18 protein-coding genes are annotated in these 17,094 nt (G+C 70.5%); 14 read left to right on the top strand and 4 right to left on the bottom strand.

From position 1 onward, the window contains the following. The first annotated feature begins 5 nt into the window (after positions 1 to 5). The 3 genes from ACWEV3_RS13670 to ACWEV3_RS13660 all read left to right on the top strand — a co-directional run bounded on the left by ACWEV3_RS13670 (position 6) and on the right by ACWEV3_RS13660 (position 3,836). Positions 6 to 1,106 (top strand): CapA family protein, encoded by a 1,101-nt coding sequence (locus tag ACWEV3_RS13670; RefSeq protein ID WP_452614183.1) that lies wholly within the window; start codon positions 6 to 8, stop codon positions 1,104 to 1,106. A gap of 91 nt (positions 1,107 to 1,197) precedes the next feature. After that, positions 1,198 to 1,650: a TSCPD domain-containing protein gene (locus ACWEV3_RS13665; protein WP_452614148.1), complete on the top strand. Its 453-nt coding sequence runs from the start codon at positions 1,198 to 1,200 to the stop codon at positions 1,648 to 1,650. Between the two features lie 107 nt (positions 1,651 to 1,757). Then, a complete protein-coding gene (locus ACWEV3_RS13660; RefSeq protein ID WP_452614147.1) occupies positions 1,758 to 3,836 on the top strand; it encodes a M28 family peptidase in 2,079 nt (692 codons plus the stop codon). 80 nt (positions 3,837 to 3,916) lie between these two features. Here the strand turns inward: ACWEV3_RS13660 and mctP are convergent, their stop codons facing one another. Together mctP and ACWEV3_RS13650 are read right to left on the bottom strand one after the other, a co-directional pair. Beyond that, on the bottom strand, positions 3,917 to 5,590 hold the full coding sequence (gene mctP, locus ACWEV3_RS13655) for a monocarboxylate uptake permease MctP (RefSeq protein ID WP_452614146.1): 1,674 nt from the start codon (positions 5,588 to 5,590) through the stop codon (positions 3,917 to 3,919). Beyond that, positions 5,587 to 5,874 carry a DUF3311 domain-containing protein gene (locus tag ACWEV3_RS13650; RefSeq protein WP_452614145.1) on the bottom strand — a complete coding sequence of 96 codons (288 nt, stop codon included), beginning with the start codon at positions 5,872 to 5,874 and terminating at the stop codon, positions 5,587 to 5,589. Before ACWEV3_RS13650 ends, mctP begins: the two co-directional genes overlap by 4 nt. A 97-nt stretch (positions 5,875 to 5,971) precedes the next feature. On the opposite strand from ACWEV3_RS13650, the gene ACWEV3_RS13645 reads away from it, so the two are divergent. From ACWEV3_RS13645 to ACWEV3_RS13635, 3 genes are read left to right on the top strand one after another with little or no spacing between them, the layout of a single operon-like run. Next, positions 5,972 to 7,633: a sodium:solute symporter family protein gene (locus ACWEV3_RS13645; RefSeq protein ID WP_452614144.1), complete on the top strand. Its 1,662-nt coding sequence runs from the start codon at positions 5,972 to 5,974 to the stop codon at positions 7,631 to 7,633. Continuing rightward, positions 7,630 to 8,253 carry an RNA polymerase sigma factor gene (locus tag ACWEV3_RS13640; protein ID WP_452614143.1) on the top strand — a complete coding sequence of 208 codons (624 nt, stop codon included), beginning with the start codon at positions 7,630 to 7,632 and terminating at the stop codon, positions 8,251 to 8,253. Before ACWEV3_RS13645 ends, ACWEV3_RS13640 begins: the two co-directional genes overlap by 4 nt. After that, positions 8,253 to 8,537: a hypothetical protein gene (locus ACWEV3_RS13635; RefSeq protein WP_452614142.1), complete on the top strand. Its 285-nt coding sequence runs from the start codon at positions 8,253 to 8,255 to the stop codon at positions 8,535 to 8,537. The genes ACWEV3_RS13640 and ACWEV3_RS13635 overlap by 1 nt, the downstream gene beginning before the upstream one ends. Before the next feature lie 60 nt (positions 8,538 to 8,597). Here the strand turns inward: ACWEV3_RS13635 and ACWEV3_RS13630 are convergent, their stop codons facing one another. Then, entirely contained in the window at positions 8,598 to 9,122 is a 525-nt protein-coding gene (locus ACWEV3_RS13630) for a RidA family protein (RefSeq protein ID WP_435830084.1), read from the bottom strand. A gap of 87 nt (positions 9,123 to 9,209) precedes the next feature. Then, complete coding sequence (locus ACWEV3_RS13625; RefSeq protein ID WP_452614141.1) at positions 9,210 to 10,625, bottom strand: aminotransferase class V-fold PLP-dependent enzyme; 1,416 nt, start codon at positions 10,623 to 10,625, stop codon at positions 9,210 to 9,212. A 309-nt stretch (positions 10,626 to 10,934) separates the two neighbouring features. Between ACWEV3_RS13625 and ACWEV3_RS13620 the strand changes: the two genes are divergently transcribed. The 8 genes from ACWEV3_RS13620 to pcaC all read left to right on the top strand — a co-directional run bounded on the left by ACWEV3_RS13620 (position 10,935) and on the right by pcaC (position 17,091). After that, positions 10,935 to 11,420: an NUDIX domain-containing protein gene (locus ACWEV3_RS13620; protein ID WP_452614140.1), complete on the top strand. Its 486-nt coding sequence runs from the start codon at positions 10,935 to 10,937 to the stop codon at positions 11,418 to 11,420. A gap of 211 nt (positions 11,421 to 11,631) precedes the next feature. Beyond that, positions 11,632 to 12,453 (top strand): CoA transferase subunit A, encoded by an 822-nt coding sequence (locus ACWEV3_RS13615; RefSeq protein ID WP_452614139.1) that lies wholly within the window; start codon positions 11,632 to 11,634, stop codon positions 12,451 to 12,453. Beyond that, positions 12,450 to 13,220 carry a CoA-transferase subunit beta gene (locus ACWEV3_RS13610; RefSeq protein WP_452614138.1) on the top strand — a complete coding sequence of 257 codons (771 nt, stop codon included), beginning with the start codon at positions 12,450 to 12,452 and terminating at the stop codon, positions 13,218 to 13,220. The genes ACWEV3_RS13615 and ACWEV3_RS13610 overlap by 4 nt, the downstream gene beginning before the upstream one ends. Before the next feature lie 69 nt (positions 13,221 to 13,289). After that, positions 13,290 to 14,036 (top strand): protocatechuate 3,4-dioxygenase subunit beta, encoded by a 747-nt coding sequence (gene pcaH / locus ACWEV3_RS13605; protein WP_452614137.1) that lies wholly within the window; start codon positions 13,290 to 13,292, stop codon positions 14,034 to 14,036. Then, a complete protein-coding gene (pcaG, locus tag ACWEV3_RS13600) occupies positions 14,036 to 14,608 on the top strand; it encodes a protocatechuate 3,4-dioxygenase subunit alpha (protein ID WP_452614136.1) in 573 nt (190 codons plus the stop codon). Before pcaH ends, pcaG begins: the two co-directional genes overlap by 1 nt. After that, a complete protein-coding gene (gene pcaB, locus ACWEV3_RS13595) occupies positions 14,580 to 15,938 on the top strand; it encodes a 3-carboxy-cis,cis-muconate cycloisomerase (protein ID WP_452614135.1) in 1,359 nt (452 codons plus the stop codon). Before pcaG ends, pcaB begins: the two co-directional genes overlap by 29 nt. After that, a complete protein-coding gene (pcaD, locus tag ACWEV3_RS13590; RefSeq protein WP_452614134.1) occupies positions 15,935 to 16,696 on the top strand; it encodes a 3-oxoadipate enol-lactonase in 762 nt (253 codons plus the stop codon). Before pcaB ends, pcaD begins: the two co-directional genes overlap by 4 nt. Then, positions 16,696 to 17,091 (top strand): 4-carboxymuconolactone decarboxylase, encoded by a 396-nt coding sequence (pcaC, locus tag ACWEV3_RS13585; RefSeq protein WP_452614133.1) that lies wholly within the window; start codon positions 16,696 to 16,698, stop codon positions 17,089 to 17,091. The genes pcaD and pcaC overlap by 1 nt, the downstream gene beginning before the upstream one ends. Positions 17,092 to 17,094 lie beyond the last annotated feature (3 nt).

Here is a 17,094-nt window from a genome sequence, read left to right as displayed (position 1 = left end):
GCGGAATGGAACCGATCCGGCTCTTCCTGTGCGGCGACGTGATGCCAGGTCGCGGCGTCGACCAGATCCTGCCGCACCCCGGCGATCCGGGCCTGCACGAGGCGTACCTGCACGACGCGCGCAGCTACGTCGCGGCGGCCGAGGCGCGCAACGGCCCGATCACGAAGCCCGTCGGCTTCGCCTGGCCCTGGGGCGGCGCACTGCGCGCCCTCGACGTCGCCGCGCCCGACGTGCGGGTGATCAACCTGGAATCCAGCATCACCTGCAACGGGGAGTTCGCCCCGGGCAAGGGCGTGCACTACCGGATGAACCCGGCGAACGTGGGCTGCCTGACCGCCGGGCATCCGGACGTCTGCAGCCTCGCCAACAACCACGTCCTGGACTTCGGCCGCCGGGGGCTCGACGACACCCTCGACGCGTTGTCCGGGGCGGGTCTGCGCTGGGTGGGCGCCGGGCACGACGCGGCGGAGGCGCGCCGGCCGGCGGTGATCGGCACGCCGCGCGGCCGGGTCGTGGTCTTCGGCTACGGCGCCGCGTGCAGCGGCATCCCGGCGAGCTGGGCGGCGACCGCGAAGCGGTCGGGCGTGAACTTCCTGCCGGACCTCTCCGACCGGCGCGCCGCCGAGATCGCCGGCGAGATCCGCGAGCGGACCCGGCCCGGCGACATCGTGGTCGTCTCGCTGCACTGGGGCACGAACTGGCAGTACCGCGTCGGTGCCGGCCAGGTCCGCTTCGCGCACCGGCTGATCGACGGCGGCGTGCACTTGGTGCACGGGCATTCCTCGCACCACCCGCGGCCGATCGAGATCTACCACAACCGGCTCGTGCTCTACGGCTGCGGCGACTTCATCGACGACTACGAGGGCATCCCGGGCTACGAGCAGTACCGCGACGATCTGCGCCTGCTGTTCTTCGCGTCGCTGGACGCGGGTGGCGAACTCGTCGACCTGCGCATGCTCCCGATGCAGGCCAGGCAGATGTACCTGCACCCCGCATCGGCCGCCGACGCCGACTGGCTCCGCGCCACACTGGCCCGGATCAGCGCCGAGTTCGGCACCGATGTGGTGCTGTCGAACGGGGCGCTGCGCGCGCGGCGCCGGGCGTGAAGCGGCCGCCCGGGCGCGGCGGTGGCGCAGCGCTGCGGTACCGTCTCGCATTGTCCATATAGGACGACCTCACGAAGGAGCGCCCCCTGGCATGGCCCGCACCGACGCCCCGGCACGCCGCAGGCGCCGGGTCATCCGGATGGATCAGAGCGCGGCCCGGCAGCACCCGCCGCGCCGCCGCCGCGGCTACACCCTCCGGTTCGACATCGGCGGCGTCACGGGCCACCTGACCACCAACGCCTACCCGGACGGGAAGCTCGGCGAGGTCTGGGTGAGCTTGGGGCAGCAGGGCAGCCCGCTCAGCGGCTTCCTGGACAGCCTGTTCGCCGCCGTCTCGCTGGGCCTGCAGCACGGCGTGCCGCTGGAGACCTACGTGGCGAAGTACGCCGGCATGCAGTTCGAGCCGCGCGGCCCGGTGTCCGATGCGGACATCGGCTACGCCCACTCCTTCCCGGACTACGTCTTCCGCCGCCTGGCCCTGGACTACCTGGACGCCCCGACGTGCACCCGACTCGGCATCGCCGCTGGCCCGACCGAGGAGTAACCCGGGCAAACGAGTGATGATCGTTGTGCGGCCCGGATAGCCCTTTGTACCTTTCGTCTTGCTAACCGAATCTTGCTCGCTGCATGCCACGGCATTCAGGAGGACGGATGTCCCAGCACGCACCGCTCCGGCCCCGCAGGTGGTTGTTCGGTTCGGCGGCGTTGGCCACGGCACTCGTGGTCGGGCTCACCGCGCAGACCTCGCCGGCGACCGCCCAGGGCGGGCCCGGTGACCTGCGGTCCTGGGAGCGGGCGCTGCAGCGGGAGGTCGATGCCGACAGCGCGGCGCGGATGAGCGAAGCGATGTCCACCTACCCCGGCCGGGTCGGCACCGAAGGCGCCGAGCGCAGGGCGAACTACTCGGTGGACGAGCTGACCAGGTGGGGCCTGAACGCAAGGCTGGAGAGCTACAGCGTCTACGCCTCGGTGCCGCAGCACATCGCGGTGACCATGACCGGCCCGCAGCGGCGGGAGCTGGAGGTGAAGGAGCCTCCTTACCCCTGGCACGAGAACTTCGAGGACGTAGTCGTCGGCTACAACGCCTATTCGCCGGCCGGGCAAGCCATCTCGGACGTCGTCTACGTCAACTACGGCCTGCCGGACGACTACGCGCGGCTCGCCGAGATGGGCGTCGACGTCCGGGGCAAGATCGTGCTGGCCCGCTACGGGCAGAGCTTCCGCGGGGTGAAGTCGAAGGTCGCCGAAGAGCACGGCGCCGCGGGCGTGATCCTGTACTCCGACCCCGCGGACGACGGCTTCACCCGGGGCGAGGTCTACCCGGACGGACCGTGGCGCAATGCCGACGGCATCCAGCGCGGCAGCGTGCAGTACATCTTCCAGTACCCGGGCGACCCGCTCACGCCGGGCAGACCGTCCACACAGGGCACCCCGCGCCTCGATCCATCGGACGCGGAGAACATGACGAGCGTGCCGACCACCCCGATCTCCTACGGCCAGGCACAGCACCTGCTGGCCGCGCTGCAAGGCCCGGAGGCGCCGGCGGAATGGCAAGGCGGCCTCGACCTGACCTACCGGGTGGGCCCCGGGCCGACCCGGGTCGACCTCGACCTGGACATCGACTACCGGCAGATCCCGGTCAACGACGTGATCGTCGAGATCCCCGGCTCGAAGCACCCCGAGCAGAAGGTGGTCCTGGGAGCGCACTACGACTCCTGGACCTACGGCACCAAGGACGACGTGTCGGGGTGGACGACGCTGATGGAAGCGGCGCGGGCGCTGGCCGAACTGCGCGACCGCGGTTGGCAACCGGAGCGGACCATCGTGCTGGCCGGCTGGGACGGCGAGGAGTACGGGCTGCTGGGCGCGACCGAATGGGTCGAACAGCACCGCGCCGACCTGCTGGAGAACGCCCTGGTGTACCTGAACATGGACGGCGCGGGCGGCGGCAAGGACTTCTCCGCGGGCTCGGTCCCCGCGCTCGACGCGGTGCTGGCCGACATCGCCAAGGACGTCCGCGATCCCGAGCACGGCACGCTGTACCGGAACTGGCAGCAGGCTTCGGGCGAGCAGAACCCGGTGCCGGACCGGCTGGGCAGCGGCTCGGACTACACGCCGTTCCTGGACCACCTCGGCATCGCCTCGGCCGAGTTCGGCACGTCGACGCCGAGCGGCGAGTACCACAGCGCCTACGACGACCTGCGCATGATGCGCGAGTTCCTCGACCCCGGTTACCGGTATCACGAGGCATCCGCCGCGTACGCGGGCACTTTCGCGTTGCGTATGGCCGGTTCTGACATCGCGCCGATGCTCTACTCCGACTACGCGACAGCGGTCGAGGGCCACCTGCGGGACCTGGACGAGAAGCAGGCCGACGGCCAGGTCGTCGACCTCTCCCCCGCGTACGCCGCGGCGCGGGAATGGCACGCGGCGGCCAAACGGCTGGAGGACGAAGCGCACGGCGTCCGCGGCGAGCGCGCCGACGCCATCAACGACGCGCTGATCGCCCAGGAACGCGCGTTGACCCAGCAGGAAGGCCTGCCGGGCCGGGACTGGTACAAGCACATGGTCTACGCGCCGGGCCTGTACACGGGTTACGCGGTACAGCCGCTGTCGGCGATCGACGACGCGATCACCGGCGACGACCCGGCAACGGCCGAGAAGTACCGCGACCTGCTCGTGGATTCACTGCACAAGGCCACCCAAGCAGCACGAGGAGCCGTGGCGTAGCGGTTCGACCCTGCGGCCCGCCTTCCCAAGGGGAGGCGGGCCGTCGGCGATCGATCCACGAAGGACATCCGCGCCGGGCACTAGCTGTTGCGCAACGAGGTCGACTCCCCTCCTTCCGCGGTGGGGGCTCGTAGCGCTGTCGGTGACTTCCGGGCGCGCGGGTCCCCCGCATCCGCGAAGTAGTCGGCGGGAACCGTCTCGTCCCGCCCGCCGGGCGCCTTGACCGCCCGGAACACGAGGGTCAGCACAACGGCGACGACGGCGTTGATGACGAAGGCGGTGAGGGCGATGTAGCCCAGCTCGCCGAGGCCTTCGATCGACGCGACGGACCCACCGAAATGCGGCGTGGTCGGCGTCGACACGTTGTACGCCTTGATGGTGCCGTAGGCCATGCCCACGGCCCAGCTGATGAGCAGCGCCCACCGGTGGAACCAGCGGGTGTAGAGGCTGAACACGACGGCCGGGAAGGTCTGGAGGATCCAGATCCCGCCCAGGAGCTGGAAGTTGATCGCGTTCTGCTTGTCGAGCAGCAGCACGAAGACCAACGCGAACGCCTTGACCAGCAGCGAGGCGATCTTGGACACGCGCGCCTCCTGCTCGGCGGTGACGTTCGGCCGGAACCACTCCCGGTAGATGTTGCGGGTGAACGTGTTCGCCGCCGCGATCGACATGATCGCCGCAGGCACCAGCGCTCCGATGGCCACCGCCGCGAACGCGACACCCGCGAACCAGGCCGGGAAGGCGTCCTCGAACAACTGCGGGATGACCAGTTGGGCGTTGGGTTTGCCGTCGAGCCCGACCGGTTCGGTCCCGGCGGCGATGGCCACCCAGCCGAGGAGCGCGAGCAAGCCGAGGACGAAGGAGTACGCGGGCAGGATCGCCGCGTTGCGCCGGATCGTGTTGCGGCTGTTCGCGGACAGCGTCGCCGTGATCGAATGCGGATACATGAACAGCGCCATCGCCGACCCCAGCGCGAGCGTCGCGTACGGCCAGAACTGCGCTGCGCCCGGGATGAAAACGCCAGCAGGCTTGCCGGTCGCCGCGGTTGGAGCGGCCATCTTCGCCTCTGCGGAACCGAAGATGTGCTCCCAGCCGCCGAACCTGGCCGGCAGGTAGATCACCGCGACGATGATGACGACGTAGATCAGGACGTCCTTCACGAACGCGATCACCGCCGGGGCCCGCAGACCCGACGTGTAGGTGTACAGCGCGAGGATGAGGAACGCCGCGAACAGCGGAACGTCCTTGGCCAACCAGTTCCCCGACCCGCCGACACCGACGACTTCGAGCACGGCCTGGATGCCCACCAGTTGCAGCGCGATGTAGGGCATCGTGGCGATGAAGCCCGTCGCGGCGATAGCGAGCGAAAGTGCTCGCGAACCGTGCCGGCCGCGGACGAAGTCCGCCGGCGTGACGTAGCCGTGCCGATGGCTCACCGACCAGAGCCGTGCCATGAAGACGAAGATGATCGGGTACAGCACGATCGTGTAAGGCACGGCGAAGAAGCCGCTCACCGCACCCGCGCCGTACATCGCCGCCGGCACCGCGATGAACGTGTACGCCGTGTAGAGGTCGCCGCCCAGCAGAAACCACGTCACCCAGGTGCCGAAGGACCGCCCGCCCAGCCCCCACTCGTCGAGACTGTCCATGCTCGCCGGACGCCGCCACCGCGACGCCCAGAAACCCAGCACCGCCACCACTGCGAACAACAGGACCAGCACCGCGAGTGCGATCCCGTTCAGACCCGGGTTCAACGCTCCACCTCCTCCTCGCCGGCCCCGGCACCGTCCTCAGAGATCGGACGGTGCGGGCGCGCCTTCAGCACGAGGCGGTACGCCGCGTACGTCATCGCCGAGCAGAGGAAGACCCACAGGAACTGGTACCAGATGAAGAACGGGAACCCGCCGATCACCGGTTCCTTCCGCGCGTAGCTGCCGACCCAGAGCAGCCCCACCAACGGGAGCAACAGGAGAACTCCGGCCAGCACGAGAAGTTTGCGGTTCGCCGGCGGCGCGCCGGTCCTAGTGGTCTGGTCCACATTGACCTCCAGTCCTGGGAATTCGCTTCCGGACGATCTCGTCGATGGGCGCACAAGCGGAATCGGCCCACTGGTGGCGCCGTCACACCCACCTCGGGTGGTTGCCCAGACCCCTTCCATGCCGGTGATCGCTGTGGTGGACTGTCGCCTGCTTCGTTCCGCGCTCTTTGGTTGCTCGCCCTTCAGTTGCGCAGTGCGCCGATTCGGTTTACCGGCCAGATCGCCTGCGACCACTGTCGATCAAGGAGGCCAGATGAACGGAACCACCACGGTCGTCGCCGTCGGCGTCGTGACAGCCGCCTCGACCTTGGCCATGCTGCGCCCCCGCACCGGCCCGCCCGCTTCGACCGCCACGGGGACAGATCTGGAGCAGTGGGCGCTTGTGGGACGCTCGCACGGCCCGCTGATGCTGTGGTGCGTTCTCGGCGGGACGATCTACACGGCTTACACGTTCCTCGCCGTGCCCGGGGTGGTCTTCAGCTCGGGTGGTATGGGCCTCTATGCGTTGGTGTACACGACGATCGTGTACCCGCTCGTGCTCGTCGTGCTGCCGCGGATGGCGGAAACCGCTCGCCGGCACGGCTACGTCAGCGCCGTGGATTTCATCCGCGGTACCTACCGCTCACCCGGCCTGGCGCTTGCGGTGGCTCTGACCGGAATCCTCGCGACGATGCCGTACATCGCCTTGCAGCTGATCGGGATCCAGGCAGTTCTCGCGGTCGTCGGCATCGATCCGGGCGGCCTCGTCGGCGATCTCGCCCTGACCGTCGTGTTCGCGGTGCTCGCCGCCTCGACGTACCGCCACGGGCTCAGCGCGCCGAGCGCCGTGGCCGTCCTCAAAGCCGCCCTCGTCGTCGGATCCGCGATCGTGCTGGTCCTGCTCGTGTCGGGCCGCACCGACTGGGCCGGCCTGTGGCCGGCCGCGGAGTCGGCGCTGCGGTCCCGTGGCCTCGAAGCGACCCTGAACCCGGAGAACGCGATGGCCTACGGGAGCCTCGCACTCGGGTCGGCGCTTGCCCTGTTCGCCTTCCCGCACGTGCTCATGGTGGCCTTCTCCGGGCGGACCAAACGCGTTGTGGCACAGACCATTCCGGCCTTGCTGGGCTGGACCTTGGTGCTCGGGGTCTTCGCGGTGATGGGAGCGGCGGCCATCGCCATCGGCGTCGCCCCTCCACCGGGCCGCGCCGACCAGGCTGTCGCGTTGCTCATCCAGCAGGTGGCGCCACCGTGGCTCGCGGGCGGTCTCCTCGGATCCCTCGTCGTCGCCGCACTCGTCCCCGCCGCGGTGATGTCGATCGGCGCGGCAACGCTCTTCGCCCGCAACGTCTACGTCGAGTACCTCAACCCGGCCGCCACGAGCGAGCAGGAGGCCTGCGTTGCCCGGTCGATGTCGTTGCTGGTCAAGGTGGGCGCGCTCGCGTTCGCCCTAGGATTCCACAACACCAACGCGATACAGCTGCACCTCCTCGGCGCCGTCTGGGTGCTCCAGACGTTGCCCGCGCTGCTGCTCGGCCTGCTACCGGCCGCACCCGGCCGCACGGCGCTGCTCGCCGGTTGGCTCACGGGCATGCTCGGCGGAACGGCGATGGTGACCTGGGGTCATTTCGCGCCGACGGTCACCGTCCACTTCGGAGGCCTGCACCTGACTTTGTTCGCCGGTTTGCTTGCTCTCGCGGCCAATCTCGCGGTCATCGGCGTCGTTCAGGCGGCGACCCGGTTGCTCGCCAAGGTGCCCGAGCAGAGAAGGGCGCTGATGTGACCGCCCGCAAGAGCGTTTCCGCCGACCTGCCCGACTCTGTCCCCGAGCCGGCGGTCGCGCCGCCCGCGCGTGACCCCGGCGTACCCGAAGCGCGCAACACCGGCCTGAACGACCTCGAGCGCGAGGCCGCGATGGCCGCGCTCTTCGATTCCCACCACACCCAGCTGCTCCGGCTGGCCCTGCTGCTCGGAGCCGAGCACGACGCCGAGGACCTGGTGTCCGAGGCGTTCTGCGAACTGCACCGCCAGTGGCGGCGGCTGCACTCACCCGAGTCCGCGCCAGCGTACCTGCGCTCGACCGTCTGCAATCTGGCCCGGATGCGGATCCGGCACCTGCAGGTGCGCCGCCGGCATGCCCAGTTCGAAGCCGACGGCTTCGGCGAGCGGACGATGGAATCCGCCGAGTCGTCGGTGCTCCTCCGCGAGGACCAGCGCCAGGTCATCGCCGCGCTCCAGACCCTCTCCGGGCGGCAGCGGGAGGCTCTAGTGCTGCGGTACTGGATGGGCTTGAAGGAGTCCGACATCGCCGAGTCGATGGGGATCAGCGTCGGCGCCGTCAAGTCGCACATCTTCCGCGGCATGTCGGCGCTGGCCATGCGGATCGAGGGTGGGAGGCGGTGATGCTGGAGGACGCCGAGGCCCGCGTGCGGGACTCGCTCGAGGCACTCGCGGCCCAGGCCACCTCGTCCCCGAACGCCTACGTGAAGGCGAAGCGCGAGTGGCAGCGGCGCGACCGCCGTCGGCGCCTGATCACACTGGCGGTCGCCGCGGTCCTGGTGGCGGCCGCCGACGTCGTCGGGCTCTGGGCGCTGCACGTTCACGACAGCCCGCCCCCGGCTCCGTACGCCCCAGGGCCGCCGGGCCTTTCGACTCGGGATCTGCACGACGTCGTCATCGTGCCCTGACAGTCCGATGTGGGAGGACGACCTCGCGGTGTCCCTCCCACATCGGGCGCGGCAGCCCGGTCAGCGCACCGCGATGGCGGAGATCTCCAACTTCGCGCCGCGGGACAGCTGCGCCACCTCGACGGTCGCGCGGGCCGGCGGCCGCTGCGCGAAGAACTCGGCGTAGGTGGCGTTGAAAGCGGCGAAGTCGTCGAGGTCGGTCAGGTAGACCGTGGTGCTGACGACGTCGCCGAGAGACATGTCCGCGGCTTCGAGAACCGCCTCCAGGTTCCGGAGGACCTGCCGGGTCTGGTCCTGGATCGTCGCTCCTTCGGGGATCTGGTTCGTCTTCGGGTCGAGGGGCAGTTGCCCGGACAGGTAGACGTGGTTGCCGACGGCGATCCCCTGCGAGTACGGGCCGATCGCCGCGGGCGCATCGGGAGAGGTGATCACCCGGTGCGCGTTCCCGCTCTCGTCGCCCGCGCTCGCGGGCATCGTCTGGGAGCCGATCCCGAGGCCGATGACCCCGGCCATGGCGGCGATCACGGCCGGGCGGGTGAGCCGGCGGAGCCGGTTGCGCGCTGGGGACGATTGTTGGCGTTGCATCGGAACCTCTCTTCTCGCATCCGGTTGATTCCGGCGGAACAGCAGGGGTCCGGGCGCGGGGATCCCCCGCGCCCCTGGTGGATCGGGTCAGGCCATGGCGCCGGACAGCTCCCACATCGCTTCCACGACGCGTTCGACGTCGTCGTTCTGGTGGAAGAGGTGCGTGGAGATCCGCACCGGGTACGGGTGGCGCGTCATGCCGATCACCGGGAAGTCGGTGTTGCGGATGACGATTCCGTACTGCTCCTTCAGCCGGGCCACGAACGCTCCGGACTTGTCCTTGTCGTACACGTCCTGCGAGTTCCGGAAGGGGTTGAAGCAGGTGAGCGCGCACGCCAGGCGGGGATCGTCCTTCGGCGAGTACAGCGCCTGCGCGCCCCACCGCTCGGCGACGAGTTCCTTGAGATAGCCGGAAAGCCCGAGCACGTAGTCCTGGATGCGCTGCCGGCCGATGCGGTCCCACACCTCGCACGCGTTGCGCACCCCGGCCATGATCGCCATGCTGCCGTTGCCGATCGACTGCAGGTACTCGGCGATGTCGTAGCTCTCGACCGGCCCGTTCGACCGCGGCGGCAGTCCCCCGGCCTCGGGGTAGCTGCTGGAAACCACCGGCCAGAACTCGGGCAACGGGTTCGGGTTGTACTGCGGCAGCACCTTGTTGCGGATGTACAGCACGCCGGTGCCCCCCGGCCCGCACTGCCACTTCGCCGCCGATCCGGCGAGGAAGTCCACGCCGAGTTCGTGGAAGTCGTACGCCATCATCCCCGGGATGTGCGCGCCGTCCACAACGGTCGTCAACCCGTGCAACTGCGCGAGCTTGGCGAGCATCGGGATCGGCAGCATGGTGCCGGTCTTGTAGGTCGGCGCGGAGAAGAGCAGCACTTTCGTCTTGGCGGTGATGGCCTTTCCGAACAGCGCCACGTAGTCCTCGGCTCGCTGATCGTTGCCGACGGGGAGTTCAACGCGCTTGAGCACCACGCCGTGCCGGTCGCGGGCGATGGCCATCGGCACGTTCCCGCCGGGATGCTCGTGGTTGGTGGTCAGGACCTCGTCTCCCGCCCGAAGGCCCAGCCCTGCGATGATCTTGGACATCCCGTCGCTGGTGTTGTGCGAGATCACTAGCTCATCGGGATCGCAGCCGTACCCGCGCGCGGCGACGGCGCGCACGTCGGCGAAGTCGCTGTACGCCGACAACGCGCCGATCGCGACCTCCCGATGCACCCGGTCGACGGTGTCGACGACCTCGATGGGCGGCGAGCCGACGGTGCCCACGTTCATGAACAGGACCTTCTTGTCGAGCATGAACAGGCGCTCGACCTCGCGCCAGTAGTTGCCGCCCGACGGCGGTGGTAATGCCGCCGCCAGCGGAGCGGCCGGCGCGGCGCCGACCGGGGATGCCAGTGCCACCCCGGAAAGGCCGGCCAATGCGGCACCGGTTCCGGCGAAGCGGAGAAAACCTCGCCGGGAGAGATCCGGCGCGAGCTTGCTGTCTCTTCTCGACACTGCCGTGTCCCTTCTTGCCGTTCGCCCTGGTGGTTACGCACCATCGGTTGCCGATCAGAACGTTGCGGTTTACGCCCTTCCTGCCAGGAAAGGGATTTCGCGGCTCTGATCCGGTTCAGCGGGGGCCGGCCGTAAACCTGCGCCGACGTCTGGGCAACATGGCTGCGGAGGGGTCTGCGGACCGTCGCGTTCCTCGAGCGACGAGCCCGGCGCGGCATTGCAATCGACAGCGGCGCGGCGATCGGGGAATTCGGCGTCCTCCTCGGTTAGGGTGATCTTTTTCCGGCTTCGTGGAAGGGACCCGCAGCGATGCCCAAGTTCACCTGGCACACCAGCGCCGTGCCCGAGGGCCTGCCGGTGCGGCAGGTGTACGGGTTCCTCTTCGTCCCGGACGGCCGGTTGCTCATCCGCCTCGACGGCAGCAAGCACTCGCTGCCCGGCGGCCGTCCGGAGCCCGGCGAGGTCGAGTACGTCGACATCCTGCGGCGGGAGACCATGGAAGAGGTCACCGTCGGCATCGGCGAGCCGCACTACCTCGGGTACCAGTGCGTGGACGACGGCATCTCGCCGTACGCCCAGGTGCGGATGGCCGCGCTGATCACCGCCGTGCACCCGCCGGAACCGGACCCCGACAGCGGCCGGACCTACCGGCGGCTGCTGGTCCACCCGGGCAAGGCCGGCGACCTCCTCTCCTGGGGCGAGACCGGCTACCTCCAGGCCACCGCCGCCGCCGAGGCAGCGGTCGGCGTCTTCGCCCTGCCCGCCGACGACCTGCCGGAGACCGGCTACCTCTGACGTGACCGCGCCTCAAACCGCCCTAGCGGCACGCGCAGCCCCGGGACGACCGGTCGGCTGATCCCCCGTCGATGCCGGGTCCCCGCATGCCCGTGAACGGCCCCGGACCTGGCGAAACCGCATGCCCTTCCCTTGACCTGATTCGGCGCGCTGCCGTAGTGTTCGCAGAAAGCACAGACGTTCACTATGCGCACAGCGAGGAGTGGTCGGGGTGGCTCGCATCCTGCAGCTCGACGAGGCCATCGCGGAGCTGGTCCACGACGGCGACACGGTGGCCCTGGAGGGCTTCACCCACCTGATCCCGGTCGCGGCCGGGCACGAGATCATCCGGCAGCGGCGCAAGGACCTGACGCTGGTCCGGATGACGCCCGACATCGTCTACGACCAGCTGATCGGGGCCGGCTGCGCGCGGAAGCTGATCTTCTCCTGGGGCGGCAACCCCGGCGTCGGCTCGCTGCACCGCTTCCGCGACGCCATCCAGAACTCCTGGCCGGTGCCGCTGGAGATCGAGGAGCACAGCCACGCCGGCATGGCCAACCGCTACGCCGCCGGCGCCTCCGGGCTGCCCTTCGCCGTGCTGCGCGGCTACGCGGGCACCGACCTGCCGGCGCAGACCGACACCATCAAGATGATCGAGTGCCCCTTCACCGGCGAGCGGCTGGCCGCCGTCCCGGCGATCAACCCGGACGTCGGCATCATCCACGCGCAGCAGGCCGACCGGGCCGGCAACGTGCAGATGTGGGGCATCACCGGGGTGCAGAAGGAGACCGTGCTGGCCTCGAAGCGCTCCCTGGTCACCGTCGAGGAGATCGTCGACGAGCTGGCCCCGCGCCCCGGCGCCGTGGTGCTGCCGCAGTGGGTGGTCACCGCCGTCGCGGAGGTGCCCGGCGGCGCCGCCCCGTCCTACGCGCAGGGCTACTACGAGCGCGACAACACCTACTACCAGCAGTGGGACCCGATCGGACGGGACCGCGAGAAGTTCGAGAACTGGCTGGAGACCGAGGTCCTCAGCACCGAGAGGAGTGCCCGATGAGCTCCGCCGAATTCACCTCCGACGAGATGATGACCGTCGGCGCCGCCCGCTCCCTGCGCGACGGCGCGGCGTGCTTCGTCGGCATCGGCCTCCCCAGCACCGCCGCGAACCTGGCGCGCCGCACGCACGCCCCGAACCTGGTGCTGATCTACGAATCGGGCACGCTCGGCGCCAAGCCCGACCGGCTGCCGCTGTCCATCGGCGACGGCGTGCTGGCCGACACCGCCGACTCCGTGATCGGCGTGCCGGAGATCTTCAACTACTGGCTGCAGCCCGGCCGAATCGACATCGGCTTCCTCGGCGGCGCGCAGGTGGACCGCTTCGGCAACATCAACACCACCGTGATCGGCGGCGACTACGCCAACCCGAAGGTCCGGCTGCCCGGCGCCGGTGGCGCGCCCGAGATCGCCGCGTCCTGCCGCGAGGTGCTCATCGTGATGCGGATGAGCCCGCGCAGCTTCGTGGAGAAGGTCGACTTCGTCACCTCGGTCGGCTACGGCACCGGCAAGGGCGACCGGGAGGAGCTCGGCCTGCGCGGCCGCGGCCCGGTCAAGGTGATCACCGACCTGGGCGTGCTGGAGCCGGACCCGGAGACCTGCGAGCTCACCCTCACCCAGCTCAGCCCCGGCGCGACGGTCGAGCAGGCCCGGGAAGCGGTGGGCTGGCAGCTGAAGGTCGTCGACGAGCCGACCGTGCTGCAGGCGCCGACCGAGACCGAGCTGACGGTGCTGCGGGAGCTCAAGGCGACGATCGGCGGCGCGAAATGACCGACGTGCACGGCCCGGGACTGGCAGTCGTACGGCCCGCCTGACAGCTTGGACGCAAGAGGAGCTGCGATGACCACACACGAGACCCGGTCGGGGCTGATCCTGCCGGAGTACGGCAGGGACGACCAGTCCCACCCGGCGCTGAACACCCCCGAGTACCGCTCGTCCGCGCTGCGCTACCCGAAGCAGCCGCTGCAGTACCTGCCCCAGTACCTCACCGAGATCACCGGGCCGCTGCTCGGGCAGGACCGCTGCGGCGAGCGCGACCACGACCTGACCGTGCAGCACGACGGCGAGCCGCTGGGCGAACGCATCATCGTCAGCGGCCGCGTGCTGGACTCCGGCGGCAAGCCCGTGCCGAACACGCTGGTGGAGATCTGGCAGGCCAACTCCGCAGGCCGCTACCGGCACCAGGGCGACCGGCACCCGGCGCCGCTGGACCCGAACTTCTCCGGCACCGGCCGGTGCATGACCGACGCCGAGGGCAACTACGAGTTCATCACCATCAAGCCCGGCGCCTACCCGTGGCGCAACCACGACAACGCGTGGCGCCCGGCGCACATCCACTTCTCGCTGTTCGGGCAGGCGTTCACCCAGCGGCTGATCACCCAGATGTACTTCCCCGGCGATCCGCTGTTCCACCAGGACCCGATCTTCAACTCGGTGCGCGACGAGCAGGCCCGGGAGCGGATGATCTCCCGCTTCGACCTCGACACGACCGTGCCGGAGTGGGCACTGAGCTACAAGTTCGACATCGTGCTGCGCGGCCCGGAGGGCTCGGTGTTCGAGGACGAGGAAGAGGAGGACGACGACTGATGGCTGCTCCCAAGCCCCCGGCCACCACGCCGTCGCAGACGGTCGGCCCGTTCTACGCCCTGCCCGGCGGCATCCTCTGGGACGGCGGGCAGGAAGTCGTCGCCGCCGAGCACCCGGGCGCGTTCGTGCTGCACGGGCGGCTCACCGACGGCAACGGCGATCCCATCCCGGACGGCGTGGTCGAGATCTGGCAGGCCGACGAGCGCGGCCGGTTCGACCACCCCGACGACCCGCGCCCGGAATCCTCGTCGTGGCAGGGCTTCGGCCGGTGCCCGACCGACGCCGACGGCGGGTTCTGGTTCCGCACCGTGAAGCCGGGCCCGCTGCCCACGCCGGACGGCGGGACCGAGGCGCCGCACCTCGATGTCACCGTGCTGGCCCGCGGCATGCTCAACCGGGTGGTCACCCGCGTCTACTTCCCGGACGAGGAGCAGGCCAACGCAGCCGACCCGGTGCTGTCTACAGTGGACGTGGCGCGCCGCGGCACGCTGGTCGCGGCGGCCGATGACCGCGGCTACCGCTTCGACATCCGGATCCAGGGCGATGGCGAAACAGTCTTCTTCGCGGTCTGACGACCTGTTCGGGCCGATGTTCGGCACGCCGGCGGCGGCCGAGCGGACCAGCGGTTCCGCCTGGTTGCAGGCGATGCTGCGCTTCGAGGCGGCGTTGGCTTCGGCGCAGGCCGAGGCCGGGGTCATCCCGGTCCCGGCCGCCGAGGAGATCGCCCGGCACTGCCAGGTCGAGCTGTTCGACGTCGGCTCGATCGCCGAGCGCGCGGTGTCGTCGGCGACGCCGGTGATCGCGCTGGTGCGGGACCTGACCGCGCTGGTGGGCGCCGAGGCGAAGCCCCACGTGCACCGCGGTGCGACCAGCCAGGACGTGATCGACACCGCCGCCATGCTGGTGGCGCGCGACGTCCTGGACCTGATCATCGCGGATCTGCGCGCCGCCGCGGCCGAATGCGCGAGGCTCGCCGAACGGCACCGGCGCACCGTGATGATCGCCCGCTCGCTGCTGCAGCAGGCCTTGCCGACGACCTTCGGCTGCCGCTGCGCCGGCTGGCTCACCGCGCTCGGCGAAGCCATCGCCGCGCTCAGCCGCATCCGGGACGAACGGCTGGCCGTCCAGTTCGGCGGCGCCGCCGGCACGCTCGCCTCGCTCGGCGCCGACGGCGTCCGGGTCGTCGGGCTGCTCGCCGCCGAACTCCGGTTGGCCGAACCCGTCGTGCCCTGGCACACCGACCGGACCCGCGTCGCCGAACTGGCCGGGGCTCTGGGCACCGCGGCCGGGGTGCTCGGCAAGATCGCCCTGGACGTCGAGCTGCACGCGCAGACCGAGGTCGGCGAGCTCGCCGAGGGCAAGGCGGGCGGGTCCTCCGCCATGCCGCACAAGCAGAATCCGGTGTCGGCGGTGCTGATCACCGCCGCGACCCGGCGGGTGCCCGGCCTGGTGGCGACCCTGCTGTCGGCGATGCCGCAGGAGTACGAGCGCGCCGCCGGGGCCTGGCAGTCCGAATGGGAGCCGCTGACCGAACTGCTGCGCCTGGTCGCCGCGGCGGCCGCGCAGGCCCGGCGGCTGCTGGCGGAACTGCGCGTGCACCCCGAGAAGATGGCCGCCAACCTCGCCCTCACCGGTGGCCTGGTGATGGCCGAAAGCGCGGCCGGGGTGCTGATGGCCGGCCTCGGCCGCACCGAGGCGCAGGACCTCGTCGCCCGGCTGTGCCGCCGCGCGGTGCAGGAGGGCACGACGCTGCGCGCGGAGCTGCTGGCCGATCCGCAGGTGCGGGCGGTGCTTTCGGACGCCGAGGTCGTCGCCGCCACCGAACCGGCCGACCACCTCGGCTCAGCCCCCGCCTTCATCGACCGCGCCCTGGCCGCACACGCCGAATTGGAGAACCCGTGAACGTGAACTACGAGCTGACCGGCCCCGACGGCGCGCCGGTCGTCGTGCTGTCCAACTCGCTGGGCACCGACCTGACGCTGTGGGACGAGCAGGTTCCCGCGCTGGCGCAGGAATTCCAGGTGCTGCGCTACGACCAGCGCGGCCACGGCGGCACCGCGGGCAAGCCCGGGCCGTACACGCTCAAGCAGCTCGGCGGCGACGTGCTCGCGCTGCTGGACACCCTCGGCATCCGCCGGGCCCACTTCGCCGGTGTTTCGCTGGGCGGCATGACCGGCATGTGGCTGGCCGAGCACGCGCCGGAGCGCATCGACCGGCTCGCGCTGATCTGCACCTCCGCCGACCTGGGCCCCGCGTCGATGTGGCGGGACCGTGCGGCGCTGGTGCGGGAGAAGGGCACGCAGGCGATGGTCGAGCCGTCGCTGCCGAGGTGGTTCACCCCGGCCCTGGCCGAGCGGGCGGACGTCGTCGAGAAGTTCGGCGGCATGCTCGCCGCGGCCGACGACGAGGGTTACGCGGGCTGCTGCGAGGCGATCGCCGGCATGGACCTGCTGCCGAAGCTGGGCGAGATCACCGCGCCGACGCTGGTGATCGCGGGCGCCGAGGACGCGGCCACTCCCCCGGCGCACGCGGAGCAGATCGCCGCGGCCGTCGCGGGCGCCCGCCTGGAGGTGCTTTCCCCGGCGGCGCACCTCGGCAACGCCGAACAGCCCGAGGCCGTCAACCGGCTGCTGCTGGACCACTTCACGAGGAGCCTGTGATGCCCGACCGCCTCGACGACGAAACCCGGCGCGACCAGGGGATGCAGGTGCGCCGGCAGGTCCTCGGCGACGAGCACGTGGACCGCGCGAACACCAAGATCACCCCGTTCACCGAGGGCTTCCAGGACTTCATCACCCGCTACGCGTGGGGCGAGCTGTGGAGCGGCGACGGCGTCGACCGGCAGACCCGCAGCATGCTGACGCTGGCGATCCTGGCGGCGGTGGGCTGCGAAGACGAATTCGCGATGCACGTGAAGGCCGCCCGCCGCAACGGCGTCCCGCCGGAGCACATCCGCGAGGTGCTCATGCACGTCGCGATCTACGCCGGGGTGCCCCGCGCGAACAGCGCCTTCGCGATCGCCAATACGATCCTCGGCGACGAGCAGTCCGACTGAAGC

This window comes from Saccharopolyspora sp. NPDC003752, assembly GCF_053605825.1.
Note: the sequence above shows the minus strand (reverse complement) of the source record. Positions and strands in the feature narration are given on the sequence as shown.